General features: G+C 65.1%; 21 protein-coding genes. 16 read left to right on the forward strand and 5 right to left on the reverse strand.

Going from position 1 to position 18,929, the window contains the following annotated elements; all coding sequences use genetic code 11:
* Positions 1–5: 5 nt before the first annotated feature.
* The 5 genes from E6C48_RS07635 (at position 6) to E6C48_RS07655 (ending at position 3,197) form a co-directional block, all read left to right on the forward strand.
* Positions 6–455, forward strand: a complete 450-nt coding sequence (locus E6C48_RS07635; protein WP_136355696.1) for a DNA polymerase III subunit chi — start codon at positions 6–8, stop codon at positions 453–455.
* Positions 456–495: 40 nt separating this feature from the next.
* On the forward strand, positions 496–1,110 hold the full coding sequence (locus E6C48_RS07640) for a hypothetical protein (RefSeq protein ID WP_136355698.1): 615 nt from the start codon (positions 496–498) through the stop codon (positions 1,108–1,110).
* Between the two features lie 4 nt (positions 1,111–1,114).
* Positions 1,115–1,972, forward strand: coding sequence for a 23S rRNA (adenine(2030)-N(6))-methyltransferase RlmJ (locus E6C48_RS07645; RefSeq protein WP_136355700.1), 858 nt, complete (start codon positions 1,115–1,117; stop codon positions 1,970–1,972).
* 49 nt (positions 1,973–2,021) lie between these two features.
* Entirely contained in the window at positions 2,022–2,468 is a 447-nt protein-coding gene (locus tag E6C48_RS07650; RefSeq protein WP_136355702.1) for a hypothetical protein, read from the forward strand.
* Between the two features lie 135 nt (positions 2,469–2,603).
* A complete protein-coding gene (locus E6C48_RS07655; RefSeq protein WP_407940961.1) occupies positions 2,604–3,197 on the forward strand; it encodes a glutathione S-transferase family protein in 594 nt (197 codons plus the stop codon).
* Positions 3,198–3,270: 73 nt separating this feature from the next.
* Here the strand turns inward: E6C48_RS07655 and E6C48_RS07660 are convergent, their stop codons facing one another.
* Positions 3,271–3,939, reverse strand: a complete 669-nt coding sequence (locus E6C48_RS07660; RefSeq protein ID WP_136355704.1) for an outer membrane protein — start codon at positions 3,937–3,939, stop codon at positions 3,271–3,273.
* Positions 3,940–4,335: 396 nt separating this feature from the next.
* Here E6C48_RS07660 and E6C48_RS07665 point away from each other — a divergent pair, with 396 nt between their 5' ends.
* From E6C48_RS07665 to E6C48_RS07690, 6 genes are all read left to right on the forward strand, one after another.
* On the forward strand, positions 4,336–5,100 hold the full coding sequence (locus E6C48_RS07665) for an SDR family oxidoreductase (RefSeq protein WP_136355706.1): 765 nt from the start codon (positions 4,336–4,338) through the stop codon (positions 5,098–5,100).
* Entirely contained in the window at positions 5,097–7,172 is a 2,076-nt protein-coding gene (gene uvrC, locus E6C48_RS07670; protein WP_136355708.1) for an excinuclease ABC subunit UvrC, read from the forward strand. Before E6C48_RS07665 ends, uvrC begins: the two co-directional genes overlap by 4 nt.
* Positions 7,173–7,283: 111 nt before the next feature.
* Positions 7,284–7,880, forward strand: a complete 597-nt coding sequence (gene pgsA / locus E6C48_RS07675) for a CDP-diacylglycerol--glycerol-3-phosphate 3-phosphatidyltransferase (protein ID WP_136355710.1) — start codon at positions 7,284–7,286, stop codon at positions 7,878–7,880.
* 4 nt (positions 7,881–7,884) lie between these two features.
* Positions 7,885–8,136, forward strand: coding sequence for a molybdopterin converting factor subunit 1 (gene moaD / locus E6C48_RS07680; RefSeq protein WP_136355713.1), 252 nt, complete (start codon positions 7,885–7,887; stop codon positions 8,134–8,136).
* Positions 8,137–8,140: 4 nt separating this feature from the next.
* Positions 8,141–8,611, forward strand: coding sequence for a molybdenum cofactor biosynthesis protein MoaE (locus E6C48_RS07685; protein WP_136355715.1), 471 nt, complete (start codon positions 8,141–8,143; stop codon positions 8,609–8,611).
* A gap of 86 nt (positions 8,612–8,697) precedes the next feature.
* Positions 8,698–9,471 (forward strand): YbaY family lipoprotein, encoded by a 774-nt coding sequence (locus E6C48_RS07690; protein WP_136355717.1) that lies wholly within the window; start codon positions 8,698–8,700, stop codon positions 9,469–9,471.
* A 63-nt stretch (positions 9,472–9,534) separates the two neighbouring features.
* Here E6C48_RS07690 and ndk read toward each other — a convergent pair whose 3' ends face one another.
* Positions 9,535–9,957 carry a nucleoside-diphosphate kinase gene (gene ndk, locus E6C48_RS07695; protein WP_136355719.1) on the reverse strand — a complete coding sequence of 141 codons (423 nt, stop codon included), beginning with the start codon at positions 9,955–9,957 and terminating at the stop codon, positions 9,535–9,537.
* Positions 9,958–10,148: 191 nt separating this feature from the next.
* Here ndk and E6C48_RS07700 point away from each other — a divergent pair, with 191 nt between their 5' ends.
* On the forward strand, positions 10,149–10,706 hold the full coding sequence (locus E6C48_RS07700; protein ID WP_136355721.1) for a dihydrofolate reductase family protein: 558 nt from the start codon (positions 10,149–10,151) through the stop codon (positions 10,704–10,706).
* Between the two features lie 31 nt (positions 10,707–10,737).
* Here the strand turns inward: E6C48_RS07700 and E6C48_RS07705 are convergent, their stop codons facing one another.
* Positions 10,738–11,430 carry a glutathione S-transferase family protein gene (locus E6C48_RS07705; protein WP_136355723.1) on the reverse strand — a complete coding sequence of 231 codons (693 nt, stop codon included), beginning with the start codon at positions 11,428–11,430 and terminating at the stop codon, positions 10,738–10,740.
* Positions 11,431–11,486: 56 nt separating this feature from the next.
* On the opposite strand from E6C48_RS07705, the gene E6C48_RS07710 reads away from it, so the two are divergent.
* The 4 genes from E6C48_RS07710 to E6C48_RS07725 all read left to right on the forward strand — a co-directional run bounded on the left by E6C48_RS07710 (position 11,487) and on the right by E6C48_RS07725 (position 17,064).
* Positions 11,487–11,999 carry a DinB family protein gene (locus tag E6C48_RS07710; protein ID WP_136355725.1) on the forward strand — a complete coding sequence of 171 codons (513 nt, stop codon included), beginning with the start codon at positions 11,487–11,489 and terminating at the stop codon, positions 11,997–11,999.
* Positions 12,000–12,051: 52 nt separating this feature from the next.
* The gene (locus E6C48_RS07715; protein ID WP_136355727.1) at positions 12,052–13,929 is read left to right on the forward strand and encodes an ABC-F family ATP-binding cassette domain-containing protein; all 1,878 of its coding nucleotides are present in this window, start codon (positions 12,052–12,054) and stop codon (positions 13,927–13,929) included.
* 59 nt (positions 13,930–13,988) lie between these two features.
* Positions 13,989–14,852, forward strand: a complete 864-nt coding sequence (locus tag E6C48_RS07720) for a class I SAM-dependent methyltransferase (protein WP_230978691.1) — start codon at positions 13,989–13,991, stop codon at positions 14,850–14,852.
* 61 nt (positions 14,853–14,913) lie between these two features.
* Positions 14,914–17,064: a molybdopterin-containing oxidoreductase family protein gene (locus E6C48_RS07725; RefSeq protein WP_136355729.1), complete on the forward strand. Its 2,151-nt coding sequence runs from the start codon at positions 14,914–14,916 to the stop codon at positions 17,062–17,064.
* On the opposite strand, the gene purN is transcribed toward E6C48_RS07725, so the two are convergent.
* On the reverse strand, positions 17,054–17,761 hold the full coding sequence (gene purN / locus E6C48_RS07730; protein ID WP_136355731.1) for a phosphoribosylglycinamide formyltransferase: 708 nt from the start codon (positions 17,759–17,761) through the stop codon (positions 17,054–17,056). The genes E6C48_RS07725 and purN overlap by 11 nt on opposite strands.
* Complete coding sequence (purM, locus tag E6C48_RS07735; RefSeq protein WP_136355733.1) at positions 17,758–18,816, reverse strand: phosphoribosylformylglycinamidine cyclo-ligase; 1,059 nt, start codon at positions 18,814–18,816, stop codon at positions 17,758–17,760. The genes purN and purM overlap by 4 nt, the downstream gene beginning before the upstream one ends.
* Positions 18,817–18,929 lie beyond the last annotated feature (113 nt).

Raw genomic sequence — 18,929 nt, forward strand, 5'->3', positions numbered from 1 at the left:
CCGTCATGGCCGATGTGCTGTTCTATCATCTGACCGAATCGACGCTGGAGGAGGCGCTGCCCGGCCTGCTGGAGCGCTCCGTCGCGCGCGGCTGGCGCGTGGCGGTGCAGACCGGCACGCAGGAACGGCGCGATGCGCTGGACACGCATCTGTGGACGTTCCGCGACGATTCCTTTCTCGCCCACGCGACCGATCGCGAACCTCATCCGGCCGAGCAGCCGATCCTGTTGACCACCGGCGAGGACAACGTCAACGAGGCCCGCATCCGCTTTCTGGTCGACGGCGCCTTGCCGCCGGCGCTCGACGGCTACGAGCGCGCCGTGTTCATGTTTGACGGCCACGACACGGCGCAGGTCCAGGCGGCGCGGGGGCACTGGAAGGCGATGAAGGCCGCCGGTCACGCGGTGACCTACTGGCAGCAGGGGCCGGATCGCCGTTGGGAGCGTAAGGCCTAGCCATGGCGCAAATGCCGAAACCCGATCGTCAGGCGGCCATATGCGTCTCGTATTCCTGATCGTCTTCCTGGCCGGCATCGCGCTGGCAGGTTCCAACTGGCTGGCCAGCCAGGTGCTCAGCCGCGATATCGGCCGCTGGCGCCTCTATGACGCCGGGACCGGCCCGCTGCCGGCGCAACTGACCCTGGCTGAGAAGGATGCGCCGCTGCGTGTCGTCGTCGATCTCGGCGTGGCCGGCCTTCAGGCCATGCGGACGGGCAGGGCCGTCGTCACGCTGACGGCGGCGACGGACGGCAAGACCGTTCTCGCCAAGGCGATGGATTTCGCCGGGACGCAGCCGCGCGACACCAACATCCAGATGCAGGAGCGGGCTTTCATGGAGACGGCCGGCATCATCGATCCCGTCGTTTCCGGCACCTACATCTTCACCGCCGGGCTGGGCGATGCCGAGGGCGTGTCGATCCGCTATGCCGACCTCGTGCTGCGGCACGAATGGGGCGGAGCGGACCCTCGTTACCAGCCCATCGGCTATGCGTTGATGGCGGTCGGTTTCATCGGGCTGGTGCTGGCGTTTGGGCGCGGCGGCGGCCGTCCGCAGAATCCCAATTCGCAGCCGCCGCCACCCCGCTGGGGCCGGGGCGGCGCTTCGGCGTGATCCGATGAACTATCGCCACGCCTACCATGCCGGAAACTTCGCCGATGTCGTCAAGCACGCCGTGCTTGCCCGGCTGGTCGAATATCTGAAGCAGAAGGACAAGGCTTTCCGGGTCATCGACATCCATGCCGGCATCGGGCTCTACGATCTGGCCTCCGTCGAGGCGCAAAAGACAGGGGAGTGGCACGACGGCATCGGACGCCTGCTGGACGCTGCGATCGAGCCGAAGGCGCTGGCTCTGCTCGCGCCCTATCTGGACGCGGTGCGCGCCTGCAATCCGCAAGGCGGACTGTCGCGCTATCCGGGCTCGCCGCTCATCGTGCGCCATCTGCTGCGCAGGCAGGACCGGCTGTCGGCGATCGAATTGCATCCCGACGACGCGGAACGGCTGAAAACCCGCTTCGAGGGCGATTTCCAGGTCCGAGTCATGCAACTCGATGGTTGGCTGGCGCTGGGCGCACATCTGCCGCCCAAGGAAAAGCGCGGCCTGGTGCTGGTCGATCCGCCATTCGAGGAGCAGGGCGAGTTCGCCCGAATCGTCGACGGTCTCATAAAGGCGCACAGGCGCTGGCCGGGTGGGCTTTATGCGCTCTGGTATCCGGTCAAGGATGACGACGCGGTCGCTGTGTTCCGGCGGGACCTTGCCGCGAGCGGAATCGCGAAAATCCTCGATATCCGTTTCGAGGCGAGGGCGCCGGCGCCGCGCCTGTATGGCTCGGGAATGGTCGTGGTCAACCCGCCCTTCACGCTGGAGAGCGAACTGCGCGACCTGCTGCCGACCTTGCACCGGTTGCTGGCCGAAGAGGGCAAGGCGCAATGGGCGCTGGAGTGGCTGGCCGGGGAGAAGCCCCATACCGCTTGACCGCGAGGCACTTGCTGCGCACAGTGCGCGAATATCGCAAGAGGCTGTCATGACTCGCTTCGCCCGCACCCTTCTCGCCGCGCTGATCGGCGCCGTCGCACCGCTCTCCATCGCGCCGCCCATCCATGCGGCCGACCTTCCCGCCTATGTCGATGAAGGCGACACCGGCGTGTGCTCCGAACCGTGGGTTCTCAACCGCATCACCAGTCGCTTCCGCTACCAGGTTCAGCATGTGCCGCACCTGCCGGATGTCGAGATCGTCGATTTCCGCCGTATCCACCAGCACCGCTATCTGCCGGCGCTGGGCGAGAAGCGGCCGATCGCGCGGCGCTATTGCGGCGCGAAGGTCGCCCTGTCGGACGGGCGTGAGCGCGCCGTCTGGTATCTGGTCGAGGAAGGCCAGGGCTACGCAGGCATGGGCGACAACGTCGAGTTCTGCATGTCGGGCTTCGACCGCTGGATGGTCTACAACGGCCATTGCCGCGTCCTGCGCTGACTCGGGATCCTGACCTCTAGCGCGGACGGCTGGCTCCGGGCAATTCGTCTGGCGGGGCATTTTCGCTGTGCTGGCCTTTGTCGGTTCCGGCAAGGCGGTCGATGAATGCGCGCCCGCAGAATCCCGGAGATCCCGATGCAGCTTTTCTACGCTTCCGCTTCGCCCTACAGCGCCAAGGTCCGCATGGCGGCCGTCTATGCCGGTGTCGCCATCGAGGCGGTGCCGACCAAGACCGACGACGAGCCGCCGGCGCTGTTGTCCGCCAACCCGCTCGGCAAGATCCCGGTCTTGCTGCTCGATGACGGCCAGGCGGTCTTCGACAGCTGCGCCATCACCCAGTACCTTAACCGCTTGTCGAAGAACGCGCTGTTCCCGCGCAACCCGGCCAAGCGCACGGAAGCCGAAGTGCTGGAGGCGCTTGCCGACGGCATTTGCGACAGCGCGCTCGCCATGGTCTACGAACGTCGCTACCGGCCCGAGGAAATGGTTTCGCAGCCGTGGCTGGACAAGCAATGGAGCAAGATCGGCCGCGCGCTCGACATGCTCAACGCCAATCCGCCCAAGCTGCCGAAGAAGATCACCGCCGGCCATATGGCGCTGCGCGCAGCACTCGGCTATCTCGCTCTCCGCTTTGCGGGGAAATGGGAAAAGGGCCGGAGCCGGTTGGTGCGCTGGGCCGCCCGCTTCGACGAGAAGTTCCCCGAGCTGAAAGCCTGCATTCCCGCCTGAAGTGAAATCGGCGTCATGCAAAGAAAAAGCCGGGCACAAGGCCCGGCTTTTCCACTCGCATACTTTTACGTACTCAGAACTTCATACCGACGCCGAACATGATCCGGTTGTCGGTGTCCTTGACCTTGCCGACATTGTCGAAGGTCGCCGAACCGAAGTCCGTGTAGCGGTACTCGACACGGCCGAACACATTGTCGGTGAACTTGATGTCCGCGCCGGCACCGGCGGTCCAGCCGAACATGCCCTTGCTGGAGCTGGTGCCGAGCACTTCGTCGGTTACCTTCAGGTTCTCGCCTGCGCCACCGGCCGTGCCATAGAGCAGGATGTCGGGGCTGACGGCGTAGCCGAGACGGGCGCGGATCGAGCCCTCGAACCCGGATTCCGACTTGTAGAGGTCGTCGGACCTGCCGTCCTTGCCGTTGTAGCCGAGGTCACCTTCGATACCGTAGACGAAGTTGTCCATCTGCCAGTTGTAGCCGGCGAAAGCGCCGCCCACGAAGCCGTCGGTCTTGACGCTGGTGCCGATGTCGGGAAGCTTGGTCTTGCCCGAGAAATCGTAACCGATCTGAAGACCGGCATAGGGACCAGCCCACGACGCCACGGGGAGTTCTGCGATCGGGGCGGGCGCCGGCGGTTCTTCCGTCGCAATGGCATCGGCGGCATAGGCGGGGATCACGCCCACGAGAGCCGTCAGACCCAGTGCCGCAGCGAACGGCCGCGCGAATTTGAGGTTGGCTTGCATTGTCATACTCCTTAGCCGCACACAGGGCTTTGTTGTCATGAACGCCCCCGAAACCGTCCGGGGGGAGAAACGGTCGCGGCGTTCATCGGTTCCGGAATGTGGGCAGGAAATGCGGCTGAAGCGAACCTGAACTTGGGTCATTCCCCGGCACGAATGAGGCTGAAGCTTGACGTTGCGATTCCGCAACAGCCATGTCAGGAGACTGTCGGCCAGTGGACTGGAGCCCGCTTGGTGCAAGGGGTTGCGGCGCCTATATAGCTTCCAGGGCCGCCACCGATGCCCGGGTTCGGCAGGCCTGAAAGGCAGTTTCGCCACATTCTTGCCCCAAGAAATAACGGAAGTTTGCGCCGGCACGTCATATTTCCTGTGCGCGGTGTGCAGAAAGGAGCTTGACCGATGAACGACGCGACCGCCACGGCGCTGGTGACGGGCGGTGCCAGGCGCATCGGCCGGGCGATCGTCGAGGACCTTGCCGCGCATGGTTTCGCCGTCGCCATCCATTCAAATGCTTCGGCGGTCGAGGCCGAGCAATTGGCCGATTCGATCAACCGCGCCGGCGGCAGGGCCGCGGCACTTGTCGCCGACCTGACCGACATGGCCGCGACGGACGGGTTGGTCGCGGCGGCTGAGGCGGCACTGGGACCGGTGACGTTGCTGGTCAACAACGCCTCGGTGTTCACCGACGACAGGGTGCAGGATTTCGACTGGAGCAGCTGGGACCGGCACTTTGCCCTGCATGTGAAGGCGCCGGCGCTTCTGGCGCGTCGTTTCGCCGAGGCTTTGCCTGCCGATCGCGAAGGATTGATCGTCAATATCGTCGACCAGCGCGTCTGGCGACTGACCCCGCGCTATTTTTCCTACACGCTGTCGAAGGCAGCACTTTGGACGGCGACGCAGACCATGGCGCAGGCGCTGGCGCCGCGCATACGCGTCAACGCCATCGGGCCGGGGCCGACTCTGAAGAACACGCGCCAGGAAAACGCCGATTTCGCCGCTCAGGTGGACGGGCTGATCCTGAAGCACGGCCCCGAACTCGCGGAATTCGGCGCGACGATCCGCTATCTGTGGGAAGCGCGTTCGGTGACCGGGCAGATGATCGCTCTTGACGGCGGCCAGCATCTTGCGTGGCAGACGCCGGATGTGACAGGCATGATGGAATGAATGCAAACGGTTCGAGACGCGGAACGCGGGGCCTGACGGCGTCCGAGGACTTGCCGGATACCGACTTCGAAGGTGACGACGACGCCGGCGAGGAGATTGCCGTGCCGTCCGGACCGGACGTCGCCTTTACGGCGCTCGACTGGTCGGCTCGTGCCGACGATGCGGTTGACGGCAAGGTCGGTGCCGAGGTCATCCAGGCGCTTGTCAAGCGTTTGCCCAACGCGCCCGGCGTCTACCGCATGATGAACGCCGCCGGCGACGTGCTCTATGTCGGCAAGGCGCGCAGCCTGAAGAAGCGCGTGACCCAGTATGCGCAGGGGCGATTCCACACCAACCGCATCGGCCGCATGGTGCGCGAGACGGCGACGATGGAGTTCGTCGTCACCCGCACCGAGATCGAGGCGCTACTTCTTGAAGCCAATCTTATCAAGCGCCTGCGCCCGCGCTTTAACGTGCTTTTGCGCGATGACAAGTCGTTTCCCTATATCCTGTTGACCGCCGACCATGCGTCGCCCGGCATCTACAAGCATCGCGGCGCGCGCTCGCGCAAGGGCGACTATTTCGGCCCGTTCGCCTCCGCGCAGGCGGTCGGCCGCACTATCAATTCGTTGCAGCGCGCCTTCCTGCTCAGAAGCTGCACTGATTCATTCTTCGAGAACCGCACGCGGCCCTGCCTGCTGTTCCAGATCAAGCGCTGCGCCGCTCCCTGCACCGGTGAGATCTCGCACGCCGCCTATGCCGGACTGGTGGAGGAGGCCAAGGAATTCCTCTCCGGCCGCAGCCAGAAGGTGAAGACGGAGATGTCGGCCGCCATGCAGCAGGCGGCCGAGGGTCTCGACTTCGAGCGTGCCGCCGTTTTCCGCGATCGTTTGGCGGCGCTTTCGCACGTACAGAGCCATCAGGGCATCAACACGCAGGCGGTGGAAGAGGCCGATGTCTTCGCCATCCATCAGGAGGGCGGCCAGGTCTGCATCCAGGTGTTCTTCTTCCGCACCGGCCAGAACTGGGGCAACCGCGCCTATTTTCCGAAAGCCGATCCGGCACTGGAGGCCTCCGCCGTCCTCGGCTCCTTCCTCGCCCAGTTCTACGATGACAAGCCGACGCCGCGCGCCATCCTGCTTTCGCATGCCGTGGACGAGCAGGAATTGCTCGCCGAGGCGCTGTCGGCGCGCGCCGGCCGCAAGGTAAGCGTGACCGTGCCGCAACGCGGCGACAAGAAGGACCTGACCGATCACGCGTTGCAGAACGCCCGCGAGGCGCTCGGCCGCCGGCTGGCCGAAACCTCGACGCAGGCGCGCCTGCTCTCCGGTCTGGCCGACACGTTCGGGCTGGAGAAGCAGCCGGAGCGCATCGAGGTCTACGACAACTCCCACATCATGGGCACCAATGCGGTGGGCGCGATGATCGTCGCCGGCGCCGAGGGCTTCGTGAAGAACCAGTACCGCAAGTTCAACATCCGCTCGACCGACATCACCCCTGGCGACGACTTCGGCATGATGCGCGAGGTCATGCAGCGGCGTTTCTCGCGCCTCATCAAGGAACATGGCGACCAGATGCCGGGCGGCGAGGCTTCGGCGGAGGATACGGCCGAGGACGACATGGCCGGTAACGGCTTCCCGGCATGGCCCGACGTGATCCTGATCGACGGCGGGCAGGGGCAGATGACGGCGGTGCGCGCGATCCTGGCCGACCTCGGCATCGAGGATCGGGTCGCCGCCATCGGCGTCGCCAAGGGGCAGGACCGCGAGGCCGGCCGCGAACGCTTTTTCGTGCAGGGCAAGCCGTCCTTTACGCTGCCGGTGCGCGACCCGGTGCTCTATTTCATCCAGCGGCTGCGCGACGAGGCGCACCGCTTCGCCATCGGCTCGCACCGGGCGCGGCGCAAGAAGGAGATGGTCAGGAACCCGCTCGACGAGATCGCCGGCATCGGGCCTGGTCGCAAGCGCGCGCTTCTCCTGCATTTCGGCACCGCCAAGGCGGTCAGCCGCGCGGCGATGGAAGACCTGATGACGGTGGAGGGCATTTCGGAGTCCGTGGCGCGCACCGTCTACAATCATTTCCACGAGGGGTGATGACGAGAATTCGCCGCTTGGCGCGGCATTTGCGCTCGCCAGCTGAATTCGCCAGTTGACCCCCGATAGGCGCTTCTGGTTTGAGTACGTAGCGACGAATGAGTTTTGACGATGGCCAAGCGCGCATTCAACCTGCCCAACATCCTCACCTACGCCCGCATCATCGCGGTGCCGCTGGTGGTGTTGTGCTTTTTCCTCGAAGGTCACCTGAAATCGAGCGATTTCGCCCGTTGGTCGGCACTCGTCATTTTCATCGCAGCCTCGGTGACAGACTATTTCGACGGCTATCTGGCGCGCGCCTGGCAGCAGACGTCCAATATCGGCCGGATGCTCGATCCGATCGCCGACAAGCTGCTCGTGTCGACGTGCCTGTTGTTGCTGGCCGCCGACACGGACCGTCACGCCGGCATTGCCGGCTGGTCGCTGTGGGCGGCCATCATCATCCTGTGCCGGGAAATCCTGGTTTCCGGCCTGCGCGAATATCTGGCGGCGCTCAAGGTCTCGGTTCCCGTCACCAAGCTCGCCAAATGGAAGACGACCATCCAGATGGTTGCCATTGCCTTCCTGTTGGTCGGCCCCGCCGGTGACAAGATTTTCCCCTACACCACGCAAGTCGGCCTAGTGCTGCTGTGGGTGGCGGCGGTGGTGACGCTCTACACCGGCTACGACTATTTCCGCGCCGGGCTGAAGCATATCGTCGACGAGTAGGGCCATGAAACTCGTCTATTTCGCCTGGGTGCGCGAACGAATCGGCAAGCCGCAGGAGGACGTCGATCTTCCGGCGAGCGTAAAGACGGTCGCCGACCTGCTTTCGTGGCTGCGCACGCGCGGCGAGGAATACGAGCACGCGCTCCAGCACCAGAAGATCATCCGCGTGGCGATAGACCAGGAGCATGTCGAACACGGCGAGACAATCGCCGGCGCACGCGAGATCGCCCTGTTCCCGCCAATGACGGGCGGCTGAGGCGATGTCCGGCGCGGTCCGCCCCACGATCCGCATCCAGGCCGGCGATTTCGACGCGGCGGCCGAGGTGGCGGCCATGACCCAGGGGCGCACCGACATCGGCGCCGTCGTCACCTTCTGCGGCCTCTGTCGCGACGAAGGCGGACAGCTTTCTGCGCTGGAGCTGGAACATTATCCGGGCATGGCGGAGGCCGAGATCGGCCGCATTGCCATGGAAGCGGTAGGGCGCTGGCCGTTGCAGGGCGTGACCGTCATCCATCGCTACGGTCGCATGAAACCGGGCGACAATATCGTGCTCGTGGTCACGGCCTCGACGCATCGGCAGGCGGCTTTCGAGGCGGCCAGCTTCCTGATGGATTACCTGAAATCGCGCGCGCCCTTCTGGAAGAAGGAACATGGCGCCGACGGCACGGCAGGCGACTGGGTCGACGCCAAGGAAGCCGACGACGAGGCCGCGGCACGCTGGCGCCGGTAGTGGCGCCACCACTCAAATTTCCTTTTCCGGTCACGGTTTACCCGCAATCGTCCGATCATGCTGGCGGCGACAAAGGAGACTGCCCCATGCTGGATCGGATCGCCGAGTTCTTCGTCTTCGGCCTCGTGCCGCTGGCTGTCGGCATGCTGGCGACGCCGGTTGCTTCGGTGGCCGCCGAACAGGTGCTGAAAGGCGAGGTCGTCTACCGCGAGCGCATAGCCTTGCCGCCCGGTGCCAGGGTGACGGTGCAACTCACCGACGTCTCGCTGGCCGACGCGCCGGCGGCGATCGTCGCTGAGCAGAAGATCACGTCGACCGGTCAGGTTCCGATCCCCTTCGAACTGAAGTTCGATACCTCGGCGATCCTTGAGAAGAACACCTGCGCCCTGCAGGCGCGCATCGACGTCGACGACAAGCTGATGTTCATCAACGACGAAAGGCACCAGGTCGATCCGCTGGCCGCGGACGGACCGCAGACGATCCTGGTCAAGATGGTCAAGCAGCAGGCAGACAGCGCCGATGCGGCCTCGATCTTCGACCAGACCTGGGCTTTGACCTTCATCGACGGCCTTGGCGCCATCGAGGGATCGAAGGCCACCTTCCGGGTCGAGGAGAACGGCAAGATCACCGGCCGGGCGCCGTGCAACGGCTACTTCGCCAGCGCCGAGATCAAGGGCAAGGAGATGACCATCGCCAAGCCGGGCGCGACGATGATGGCTTGCGAAGAGGCGCTGATGAAGCAGGAGCAGGCGTTTTTCGCCGCTTTCGAGAATGTCGCCGGCTTCAAGGTCGAGAACGGCGCGCTGATTCTGACGGCGCAGGACGGCCGCGTGCTGCTGAGGTTTGCCGCCACGGCCTGACCGTTCCCCAACAAAAAAGCCGGGCAGGGCGCCCGGCTTTGTTTGTGGTCCGATCCTGTCGGATCAGCCGACGATCTCGGTGTCGGAGAACCAGAAGCGGATTTCCTGCGCCGCCGTCTCGGGAGCATCCGACCCGTGCACCGAGTTCTCGCCGATGGACAGTGCATGCACCTTGCGGATGGTGCCTTCGGCCGCGTTGGCCGGGTTGGTTGCGCCCATCACTTCGCGGTTCTTCGCGATGGCGTTCTCGCCTTCCAGCACCTGCACCACGGTCGGGGCCGACGACATGAACTCCACCAGTTCCTCGAAGAAGGGGCGGCCCTTGTGGACGGCGTAGAAGCCTTCCGCCTCGCGACGGCTCATCCATACGCGCTTGGAAGCGACGACGCGCAGGCCGGCCTCTTCCAGCATCCGGGTGATGGCGCCGGTCAGGTTGCGCTTGGTCGCGTCGGGCTTGATCATCGAGAAGGTGCGTTCGATCGCCATGGGAAGTCCTTGCAGATTGGATTGGACGGATTGGGTTGATTGGAGTGGCGGCTCTATACAAGCCGCCCCGCATATTGCCAAGGGGAGACGGCTTTCATCGACCCGCGTCAAGCCACTGTGTGGGCCACTTGCGTTCGAATGGCTTTGCACTAAACTGATTGCAAGTTGCAATTGGTTTACGGAGAAAGCCGATGGGCAGGATCGTCTTCGGCATGATGTTGTCGCTTGACGGCTACATAGCCGGTCCGAACGGCATCACTGATCTGCCGGAACCGGAGCCGGAGTTGCACTGGTATTTCAACAATCTGGTGAAGCGGACTGCCGTTTCTCTCTACGGTCGCCGCATGTATGAGACCATGAAGGTCTGGCAGGACTTGGACAGCCAACCGGATGTCTCGGAGGTGTTGGTCGACTTTGCACGCGCCTGGCGCGCCGTGCCGAAGGTCGTCGTCTCGACCACGCTGACGGAGGTGGGGCCGAATGCCTGCCTTGTGCGTGACGATGTCGAGGCGGCGGTCCGCAAGCTCAAGGCCGACACGCAGGGCGAGATTGCCGTTTCCGGTGCTGCCTTGGCCGGCAGTCTTTCGAAACTCGGCTTGATCGACGAGTACCAGCTCTTCTTCCGACCTGTCGTCGTGGGCGGCGGCACGCCGTTCTTCGAGCTGGGCACGCAACTGAACCTGAAGCCGCTCGGCTGGGAGGAGCTTCCGCAGGGCACGAGGCTGTTGCGCTACGGCCGGGAAGATTGATCCCCGGCAGGTCGCATGATCCGGACCGTACTCAGGCCGCGGCCGGCGTGGCGCGGCCAACTCCGCCGTGCAGGTCCAGGCAGCGCTCGAACCACGGCAGGATCGGATCGCCGGACTGTAGGAATTCGTAGGTGGATGTCACCCGCACCCATTGCAGCGCGCCGAAGACGATGTAGTCGGCAAAAAGCGGCCTCTCACCGCCGATGAAAGGCTGATATTCCAGCATGCTGCGCAACGGCACCAGCTTCTTGCGGAAAGCGGCGAGATGGGTGTCGCGCTCGGCTCCGACCGCCTCCAGCGTCTTGCCGTAGCGCTCTTCGCGGCTTTCACGGAAATAGACGCCGTTCTCCTCGTCCTGCAGCCGGTAGATCTCCATGAGCGCGGCCGAACCGAGGAAGGGATGCAGTTGCGTCTGCGACCAGCGCTCGATGAAGCGCGCCATAGCCTTGCCGCCGTCGCCGCCGAACAGGGTCGGGCGCTCGGGATAGGCATCTTCCAGGTAAAGCGCGATGGCGAAGGAATCGGCCACCACCCGCTCGCCGTCGCGGATCACCGGCACGGTCTTCGAGACGCCGCCTTCCACCTTCGGCACATCGGTGAAGCGCGTCGGCACGGCGCGGTAGTCGAGGCCCTTGTGGGCGAGCGCCATCTTTGCCTTCCAGCAATGCGGGCTGAACGGGCGCTGGGTATCGGTCGGGACGAGATCGTAGAGAAGAATGGTCATTGGCGGCAACGGCCTCAAGGGTTAGGTATGCGCGCAAACGGCGCACGGGGAATTCGATGAAGCAGCATTTCATGATGTTCGCGGCCTACAATCAATGGGCCAACGAGCGCATCTACGATGCCGCGCTCGACCTCACCGACGAGGAGTTCGGCCGGCCGGTCGGCGCCTTCTTCGGTTCGCTGATGGGCACCCTGAACCATCTCCTGGTGGCGGATCGGATCTGGATGAAGCGCTTCACCGGCGAAGGCGATGCGCCGGCCACGCTCGACACGATCGTCCATCGCGCGCTCGGCGCCCTGCGTATGGCGCGCGAGGTGGAGGACAGGCGCATAGTCGAATGGGTCGGCGGCTTGAGCGAAAAGGCGCTGGCGGGGCGCTTCACCTACATGACCGTGACCGACATGCGCACCGTCTCGCAGCGGCTGGCGCCGGCGCTGTCTCACCTGTTCAACCATCAGACGCACCACCGTGGCCAGGCGCATACGATCCTGACGATCCTCGGTCGTCCGTCCGTGACGCTCGATCTCGTCTACTTCCAGCGCACGGAAGAGGGCAGGGCCTTCGCCTGAGACGCCGGTCGCCCTTGCGAAGTTGGCGGGGGCATGCAAAACCCCGCGCGCCATGCTGACCATAAACGACCTTTCGCTCCGCATCGCCGGGCGCCTGCTTCTCGACCATGCCTCGCTGACGCTGCCGGCGGGCACCAAGGCCGGGCTTGTCGGCCGCAACGGCACCGGCAAGACGACGCTGTTTCGCGCCATCACCGGCGATATGCCGACCGAGACGGGCTCAATCGACCTGCCGAAGAACACGCGCATCGGCCAGGTGGCGCAGGAAGCGCCCGGCACCGAGGAGCCGCTGATCGAGATCGTGCTGAAAGCCGACAAGGAACGCGCGGCGCTGCTGGAAGAGGAAAAGACCGCCACCGATCCGCACCGCATCGCGGACATCCATATCCGCCTCGCCGATATCGACGCCCATTCGGCCGAATCGCGCGCCGCCACCATCCTGGCCGGTTTGGGCTTCGACGACGACGCGCAGCGGCGCCCGGCCTCGTCCTTTTCCGGCGGCTGGCGCATGCGCGTGGCGCTCGCGGCCGTGCTGTTCTCGCAGCCGGATCTCCTGCTGCTCGACGAGCCGACCAACTATCTCGACCTCGAAGGCACGTTGTGGCTGGAGAACTATGTCGCGAAATATCCGCATACCGTGCTCCTGATCTCGCACGACCGCGACCTCTTGAACCGCGCCGTCAATTCCATCGTCCATCTCGACCAGAAGCGGCTGACCTTCTGGCGTGGCGGCTACGACCAGTTCGAGCGTCAGTGGACCGAACAGCGCGAGTTGCAGGAAAAGAGCCGCGTGAAGCAGGAGGCGGCCAGAAAACACCTGCAATCCTTCGTGGACCGCTTCCGTGCCAAGGCGTCCAAGGCGAGGCAGGCGCAGTCGCGCATCAAGGCACTGGAGAAGATGAAGCCGATCGCCGCTCTCGTGGATGACACCGTGCGGCCGTTCTCCTTCCCCGAGCCGGTCAAGACGGTCGCCTCGCCGATCGTCGCGCTGTCGGGCGTCGATGTCGGTTATGCGCCGGGCAAGCCGGTCCTGAAGAAACTCACCCTGCGCATCGACAACGACGACCGCATCGCGCTGCTCGGCGCCAACGGCAACGGCAAGTCGACCTTCGCCAAGCTGCTCGCCGGCCGCCTGAAGGGCGAGACGGGCTCGATCACCGTGGCGCCGGGCCTCAAGGTGGCGATCTTCGCCCAGCACCAGCTGGACGATCTGCGCCCTGAGGAGAACGCCTACGAGCACGTGCGCCGGCTGATGCCGGAAGCGCCTGAATCGAAGGTGCGCGCCCGCGTCGCCAATTTCGGCTTGGCGACCGAGAAGATGAACACGGCCGCAAAGGACCTGTCCGGCGGCGAGAAGGCGCGGTTGCTGATGGGACTGGCGGCCTTCGAGGGACCGAATCTGTTCATCCTCGACGAGCCGACCAACCACCTCGACATCGACAGCCGCGAGGCGCTGGTGCACGCGCTGAACGATTTTCCCGGCGCCGTCATCCTGATCTCGCACGACCGGCACCTTCTGGAGGCGACCGCCGACCGACTGTGGCTGGTCAAGGACGGTACCGTCGCGCCCTATGACGGCGACCTCGACGACTACAAGACGCTGGTCACGGGCGTCTCGGTTAACAGCCGCGAAAAGCGCGAGGCGGAGAAGGCATCGAAAGCCGACCGGCGCCGCGAGGCGGCGGCCCGCCGCGCGGCACTTGAGCCGCTGGCCAAGGAAATCCGCACCACCGAGGGGCTGATGGAGCGCCTGCGCAAGCGCATTGACACCATCGAGGATCAACTCGCCGACCCGGCGCTCTATGAAAAGGACCCGGTCGGCGCCACACGGCTCGCCAAGGAACGCTCCGACCTTTCCGGCCAGCTCTCCCGTCATGAGGAGAAATGGCTGGAGATGAGCGCGGAATACGAGGAGGGGATTGCGGAGTAATCTGTCGGAGCCGGACCTCATCGCCGGCCCATGCCGCCAGGCAATCCAACTCGCCGCCCGTGGCGAGTCGTGATACGTTACCCGCACCGGTGCGGGATGGGCGACAGCCACGGGTGGCCTCCATGCCTACGCATGATCCGAATCTGTGGGGCGCGGGCGACGCCTATGAGCGGTACATGGGCCGGTGGAGCCGGGGGATCGCTCCCATCTTCATACGATGGCTCGAGGTCGCGCCCGGCGCACGATGGGCCGACATCGGTTGCGGTACGGGCGTTGTGACATCGGCCATTCTCGATGCCTGCCAACCTTCCGAAGTTGTTAGTATCGACAGTTCGGGTGTGTTTTTGCAATCGGCTGCGGCGAACGTTGCCGATCCGCGCGTGTCCTTCAGGCAGGGCAACGCCCAGGCAATAGCGGAGCCCGATGGCGGATTTGACGTGGCGGTGTCGGGACTGGTGCTCAACTTCGTTGCCGAGAAGGATGCGGCGATCCGGGAGATGGCGCGTATCGTCCGGCCGGGCGGCACCGTCGCCTTGTATGTCTGGGACTATGCCGGACACATGCAGGTGATGCGCAGGTTCTTCGATGTCGCGACCGTCCTCGACCCGGCGGCGGCCGACTACGACGATGGGACAAAGGCGCCGATCTGCCGGCCGCAGCCGCTTATGGAAATCCTGACGCGTTCCGGTTTGCATGATGTCGAGGTCCGTGCGATCGACATTCCGGCGGCGTTCGACAGCTTCGACGACTACTGGGCGCCGTTTCTGGGCGGCACGGGATCGGCGCCGAAATATTGCATGTCGCTTGACGAGCCGGCGCGCGACCGCCTGCGACAGGAGGTGCGGCGGCGACTGCCGACCGGTCCCGATGGCGAAATCCTCTTGTCCATAAGGGCATGGGCGGCGAAGGGGCGCGTGCTTTGACAATGATGTCGCCGGTCGCTGGCCCTACACCACTGGCCGAAACCGGACTATAGGTTCTTCCATGAACCAGCATGCTCCCGTCACGAAAGCCGGTGTCAGCGTCGGCCATTCGGCCTGCCCGCACGATTGCCCCTCCACCTGCGCGCTCGACGTCGAAGTCCTCGCACCCGACCGCATCGGCCGTATCCACGGCGCGCGCGACAACTCCTATACGGCCGGCGTCGTCTGCGCCAAGGTCGCGCGCTATGCCGACCGCGTGCATCATCCCGACCGCCTGCTGAAGCCGTTGATCCGTTCCGGCGCCAAGGGCGAGGGTTCTTGGAAAGAAGCAAGCTGGGAAGCTGCGCTCGACCTCGTTGCGGAAAAGTTCGACGCGGCGGAAGCAAAGTACGGCTCGGAGACGGTGTGGCCCTATTTCTACGCCGGCACGATGGGGCTGGTGCAGCGCGACGGCATCGAGCGACTGCGGCATGCGAAGAAGTATTCCGGCTTCTTCGGTTCGATCTGCACCAATCTGGCGTGGACCGGCTATGTCATGGGCACCGGTTCGCTGCGCGGCTCGGACCCGCGCGAGATGGCGAAGTCGGATTGCGTGGTGATCTGGGGCACCAATGCGGTCGTCACGCAGGTCAACGTGATGACCCACGCCATCCGCGCCCGCAAGGAACGCGGCGCCAAGATCGTCGCCATCGACATCTACGAGAATGCCACAGTCAAGCAGGCCGACATGGGCCTTGTTCTGAAACCCGGCACCGACGGTGCGCTCGCCTGCGCGGTCATGCACATCCTGTTCCGCGACGGCCTCGCCGACCGGCCCTATCTGGAAAAATACACCGACGACCCGAAAGGGCTGGAAGCGCATCTGAAGGACAAGACGCCGGAATGGGCGTCCGCGATCACCGGCTTGTCGGTCGGCGAGATCGAGGCGTTCGCCAATCTCGTCGGCACGACGAAGAAAACCTTCTTCCGCCTCGGCTACGGTTTTTCGCGCCAGCGCAACGGTCCGGTGAACATGCATGCCGCGCTGTCCATCGCCGCCGTCACCGGCTGCTGGCAATATGAGGGCGGCGGTGCCTTCAACTCCAATTCCGGCATCCTCAAGCTCGATACGGGCATGCTGGAAGGCCAGAGCCTGCGCGATCCCTCGATCCGCTATCTCGATCATTCGCGCATCGGCCCGGTGCTGATGAATTATGAGGACGCGCTGTTCGGCGGCCCGCCGGTGACGGCGCTGCTGATCCAGAACACCAATCCGGCCAATGTGGCGCCTGAGCAGCGGTTGGTGAAGCAGGGGTTTTTGCGCGACGACCTGTTCACCTGCGTGCACGAGCAGTTCATGACCGATACGGCCAAGCTCGCCGACGTCGTGCTGCCGGCCACGATGTTTTTGGAGCACGACGACATCTACAAGGGCGGCGGCAATCAGCACATCACGCTGGGGCCGAAGGTGATCGAACCGCCGCCGGGACCGATGCCGAACCATTTCGTCATCGAGGAACTGGGCAAGCGGTTGGGCGTCGCGCATATGCCGGGCTTCGGCCTGACGGAGCGTCAGCACATCGACATCATGTTGGCCAAGCGCGGCCTGAGCTTCGAAACGCTCAAGGCGCAGCGCTGGGTGGATTTGCAGCCGCCCTTCGAGGAGGCGCATTTCCTCAACGGCTTCGGCCATCCCGACGGCAAATACCGCTTCAAGCCGGAATGGGTTGGCGGCTTCGCGCCGAACCGGCCGCCGAAGGTGATGGGCAAGGCGTTCGGGCCTTATGACCGGCTGCCTCAGTTTCCGGACCATGTCGATTTGATCGAGGTCGCGGACGAGAAACATCCGTTTCGGCTGGCGACCTCGCCGGCGCGCAATTTCCTCAATTCCAGCTTCGCCGAGACGCCGGTGTCGAAGGAGAAGGAAGTGCGGCCCTCCCTGCTCATCCATCCCGAGGACGCCGCGGTGCTCGGCATCGCCGAAGACGATCGGGTCGAGATCGGCAATGGACGAGGCGAGGTGGTGCTGCACGCAAAACTTTTCACCGGCTTGAAGCGTGGCGTTGTCATCGCCGAAGGTATCTGGCCGAACAGCGCGCATGAGCGCGGCGAGGGCATCAACGTGCTGACCGGCGCCGACGCGCCGGCGCCCTACAGCGGGGCGGCCGTGCATGACAGCAAGGTGTGGGTGCGGAAAGCGGTCGAGGCCGGTTTGGAAGCCGCTACGGCGTGATGCGCGCCAGTTGCTCCAGGTCCACCTCGTCGCGCAGCGGGCTCGGCGCTGCGATGGCGGCCGCGGCATTGTCGCCGTTGTCGACGAAGCCTGAGAGTGTCACGCGGCCGTTCTCCATGCGGGCCTTGCCTTCGGCCACCAGCCGCAACGCCATCGGGTAGAGCCGGTGTTCGGCCTTCAGGACCCGTGCCGAAAGCGCGGCCTCGTCGTCGCCCAGCATGACGGGCACGGCCGCCTGCGCGATGATCGGGCCGTCGTCCATCTCCGGCGTGACGAAATGGACCGTGCAGCCATGCACGCGCATGCCCGCCTCTAGAGCGCGCTTGTGTGAGTCCAGCCCCTTGAACAAGGGCAGCAGGGCAGGGTGGATATTGATCATGCGGCCCTGCCACTTCTCGACGAACGGCGTCGTCAGGAGTCGCATATAGCCGGCCAGCGCCACGATCTCAGCGCCGAGCTTCGTCAGCGCCTTGTCGATGGCCGCGTCATGGGCCTCCTTGCTGGCGAAGTCGCCGCGCGCCACAACCTGTACCGGCACGCCGCGCGCCGCGGCGATGCCGAGGCCGGCCGCGTCAGCCTTGTCTGAAATGACGCCGACGATCTCGGCCGGATAGGCGGGATCGGCGGCGGCCGCGATCAGCGCCGTCATGTTGGAGCCGCGTCCGGAAATCAGGATGGCGGTGCGTTTGCGGTTCATAGGTCGATCCTGCCGCGATAGATGACGCCGGCGTCGCGGCGAGGCACGATGCGGCCGATCGGCGCCACGGTCTCGCCGGCTTCCTGCAAGACGGCGGCGACCTGCGCCGCCTGTCCCGAGGCCACCGCGATCACCATGCCGATACCGCAGTTGAAGGTGCGCATCATTTCCTCTGCCGCGACACCACCGGTCTTCGCCAGCCAGGAGAAGACCGGCGGGACGTCGATGGCGTCGAGATCGAGTTCGGCCGAGAAATCCTTCGGCAACACGCGCGGGATGTTGTCGGGAAAGCCGCCGCCGGTGATATGGGCGAGCGCCTTGATGCCGTGCGTGTTGCGGATCGCCTTGAGGATGGATTTCACATAGATGCGGGTCGGCTCCAGCAGCGCTTCGGCCAGCGTTTCGCCGCTGCCGAACGGCGCTCTGGCGTCCCATGCCAGCCCGCTCGTCTCGACGATGCGGCGCACCAGCGAGAACCCGTTGGAATGGACGCCCGACGAGGCAAGGCCGAGCAGCACGTCGCCCTCGGCGATGTCGTCGGTCGGCAAGAGTTGACCGCGCTCTGCCGCGCCCACCGCGAAGCCGGCGAGGTCGTAGTCCTTCTCCTGGTACATGCCCGGCATCTCGGCCGTTTCGCCGCCGATCAGCGCGCAGCCGGCCTGGCGGCAGCCGTCGGCAATGCCGGAGACGATTGCCACGCCCTGCTCGGGATCGAGCTTGCCGGTGGCGAAATAATCGAGGAAGAACAGCGGCTCTGCCCCCTGCACGACGAGGTCGTTGACGCACATGGCGACGAGGTCGATGCCGATGGTGTCGTGCTTGCCGGCCTCGATGGCGACCCTGAGCTTGGTGCCGACGCCATCGTTGGCGGCGACCAGCACCGGGTCGCTGAAACCGGCCGCCTTCAGGTCGAACAGGCCGCCGAAACCGCCGATCTCGCCGTCCGCGCCCGGCCGCCGCGTGGCGCGCACCAGCGGCTTGATCTTTTCCACCATGAGGTTGCCGGCGTCGATGTCGACGCCCGCCGCGGCATAGGTAAGCCCGTTTTTGGCCATCGCGGTTCCCTACCTGGAAGCGGGTCTTTCTGGAAGCGGGGTCTTCGCATGAACCGGCAGGGGCCGCAAGAAGCGTGGGGCCTGCCGTTGCCAAAACCGTGGATAGCGAGGAT

The sequence above is a fragment of the Ollibium composti genome (assembly GCF_004801285.1).
GTDB lineage: Bacteria > Pseudomonadota > Alphaproteobacteria > Rhizobiales > Rhizobiaceae > Mesorhizobium > Mesorhizobium composti.

Bases quoted from the DNA above. Each gene is read 5' to 3' on its own strand.
- E6C48_RS07705 (WP_136355723.1), bottom strand. From the start codon at position 11,430: ATGACCATTCTTCTCTACGATCTCGTCCCGACCGATACCCAGCGCCCG.
- purN (WP_136355731.1), bottom strand. From the start codon at position 17,761: ATGAACCGCAAACGCACCGCCATCCTGATTTCCGGACGCGGCTCCAAC.
- ndk (WP_136355719.1), bottom strand. From the start codon at position 9,957: ATGGCGATCGAACGCACCTTCTCGATGATCAAGCCCGACGCGACCAAG.
- E6C48_RS07700 (WP_136355721.1), top strand. From the start codon at position 10,149: ATGGGCAGGATCGTCTTCGGCATGATGTTGTCGCTTGACGGCTACATA.
- E6C48_RS07665 (WP_136355706.1), top strand. From the start codon at position 4,336: ATGAACGACGCGACCGCCACGGCGCTGGTGACGGGCGGTGCCAGGCGC.
- purM (WP_136355733.1), bottom strand. From the start codon at position 18,816: ATGGCCAAAAACGGGCTTACCTATGCCGCGGCGGGCGTCGACATCGAC.
- uvrC (WP_136355708.1), top strand. From the start codon at position 5,097: ATGAATGCAAACGGTTCGAGACGCGGAACGCGGGGCCTGACGGCGTCC.
- E6C48_RS07635 (WP_136355696.1), top strand. From the start codon at position 6: ATGGCCGATGTGCTGTTCTATCATCTGACCGAATCGACGCTGGAGGAG.
- E6C48_RS07645 (WP_136355700.1), top strand. From the start codon at position 1,115: ATGAACTATCGCCACGCCTACCATGCCGGAAACTTCGCCGATGTCGTC.
- E6C48_RS07710 (WP_136355725.1), top strand. From the start codon at position 11,487: ATGAAGCAGCATTTCATGATGTTCGCGGCCTACAATCAATGGGCCAAC.
- E6C48_RS07650 (WP_136355702.1), top strand. From the start codon at position 2,022: ATGACTCGCTTCGCCCGCACCCTTCTCGCCGCGCTGATCGGCGCCGTC.
- E6C48_RS07655 (WP_407940961.1), top strand. From the start codon at position 2,604: ATGCAGCTTTTCTACGCTTCCGCTTCGCCCTACAGCGCCAAGGTCCGC.
- E6C48_RS07685 (WP_136355715.1), top strand. From the start codon at position 8,141: ATGTCCGGCGCGGTCCGCCCCACGATCCGCATCCAGGCCGGCGATTTC.
- E6C48_RS07640 (WP_136355698.1), top strand. From the start codon at position 496: ATGCGTCTCGTATTCCTGATCGTCTTCCTGGCCGGCATCGCGCTGGCA.
- pgsA (WP_136355710.1), top strand. From the start codon at position 7,284: ATGGCCAAGCGCGCATTCAACCTGCCCAACATCCTCACCTACGCCCGC.
- moaD (WP_136355713.1), top strand. From the start codon at position 7,885: ATGAAACTCGTCTATTTCGCCTGGGTGCGCGAACGAATCGGCAAGCCG.
- E6C48_RS07715 (WP_136355727.1), top strand. From the start codon at position 12,052: ATGCTGACCATAAACGACCTTTCGCTCCGCATCGCCGGGCGCCTGCTT.
- E6C48_RS07725 (WP_136355729.1), top strand. From the start codon at position 14,914: ATGAACCAGCATGCTCCCGTCACGAAAGCCGGTGTCAGCGTCGGCCAT.
- E6C48_RS07690 (WP_136355717.1), top strand. From the start codon at position 8,698: ATGCTGGATCGGATCGCCGAGTTCTTCGTCTTCGGCCTCGTGCCGCTG.
- E6C48_RS07660 (WP_136355704.1), bottom strand. From the start codon at position 3,939: ATGCAAGCCAACCTCAAATTCGCGCGGCCGTTCGCTGCGGCACTGGGT.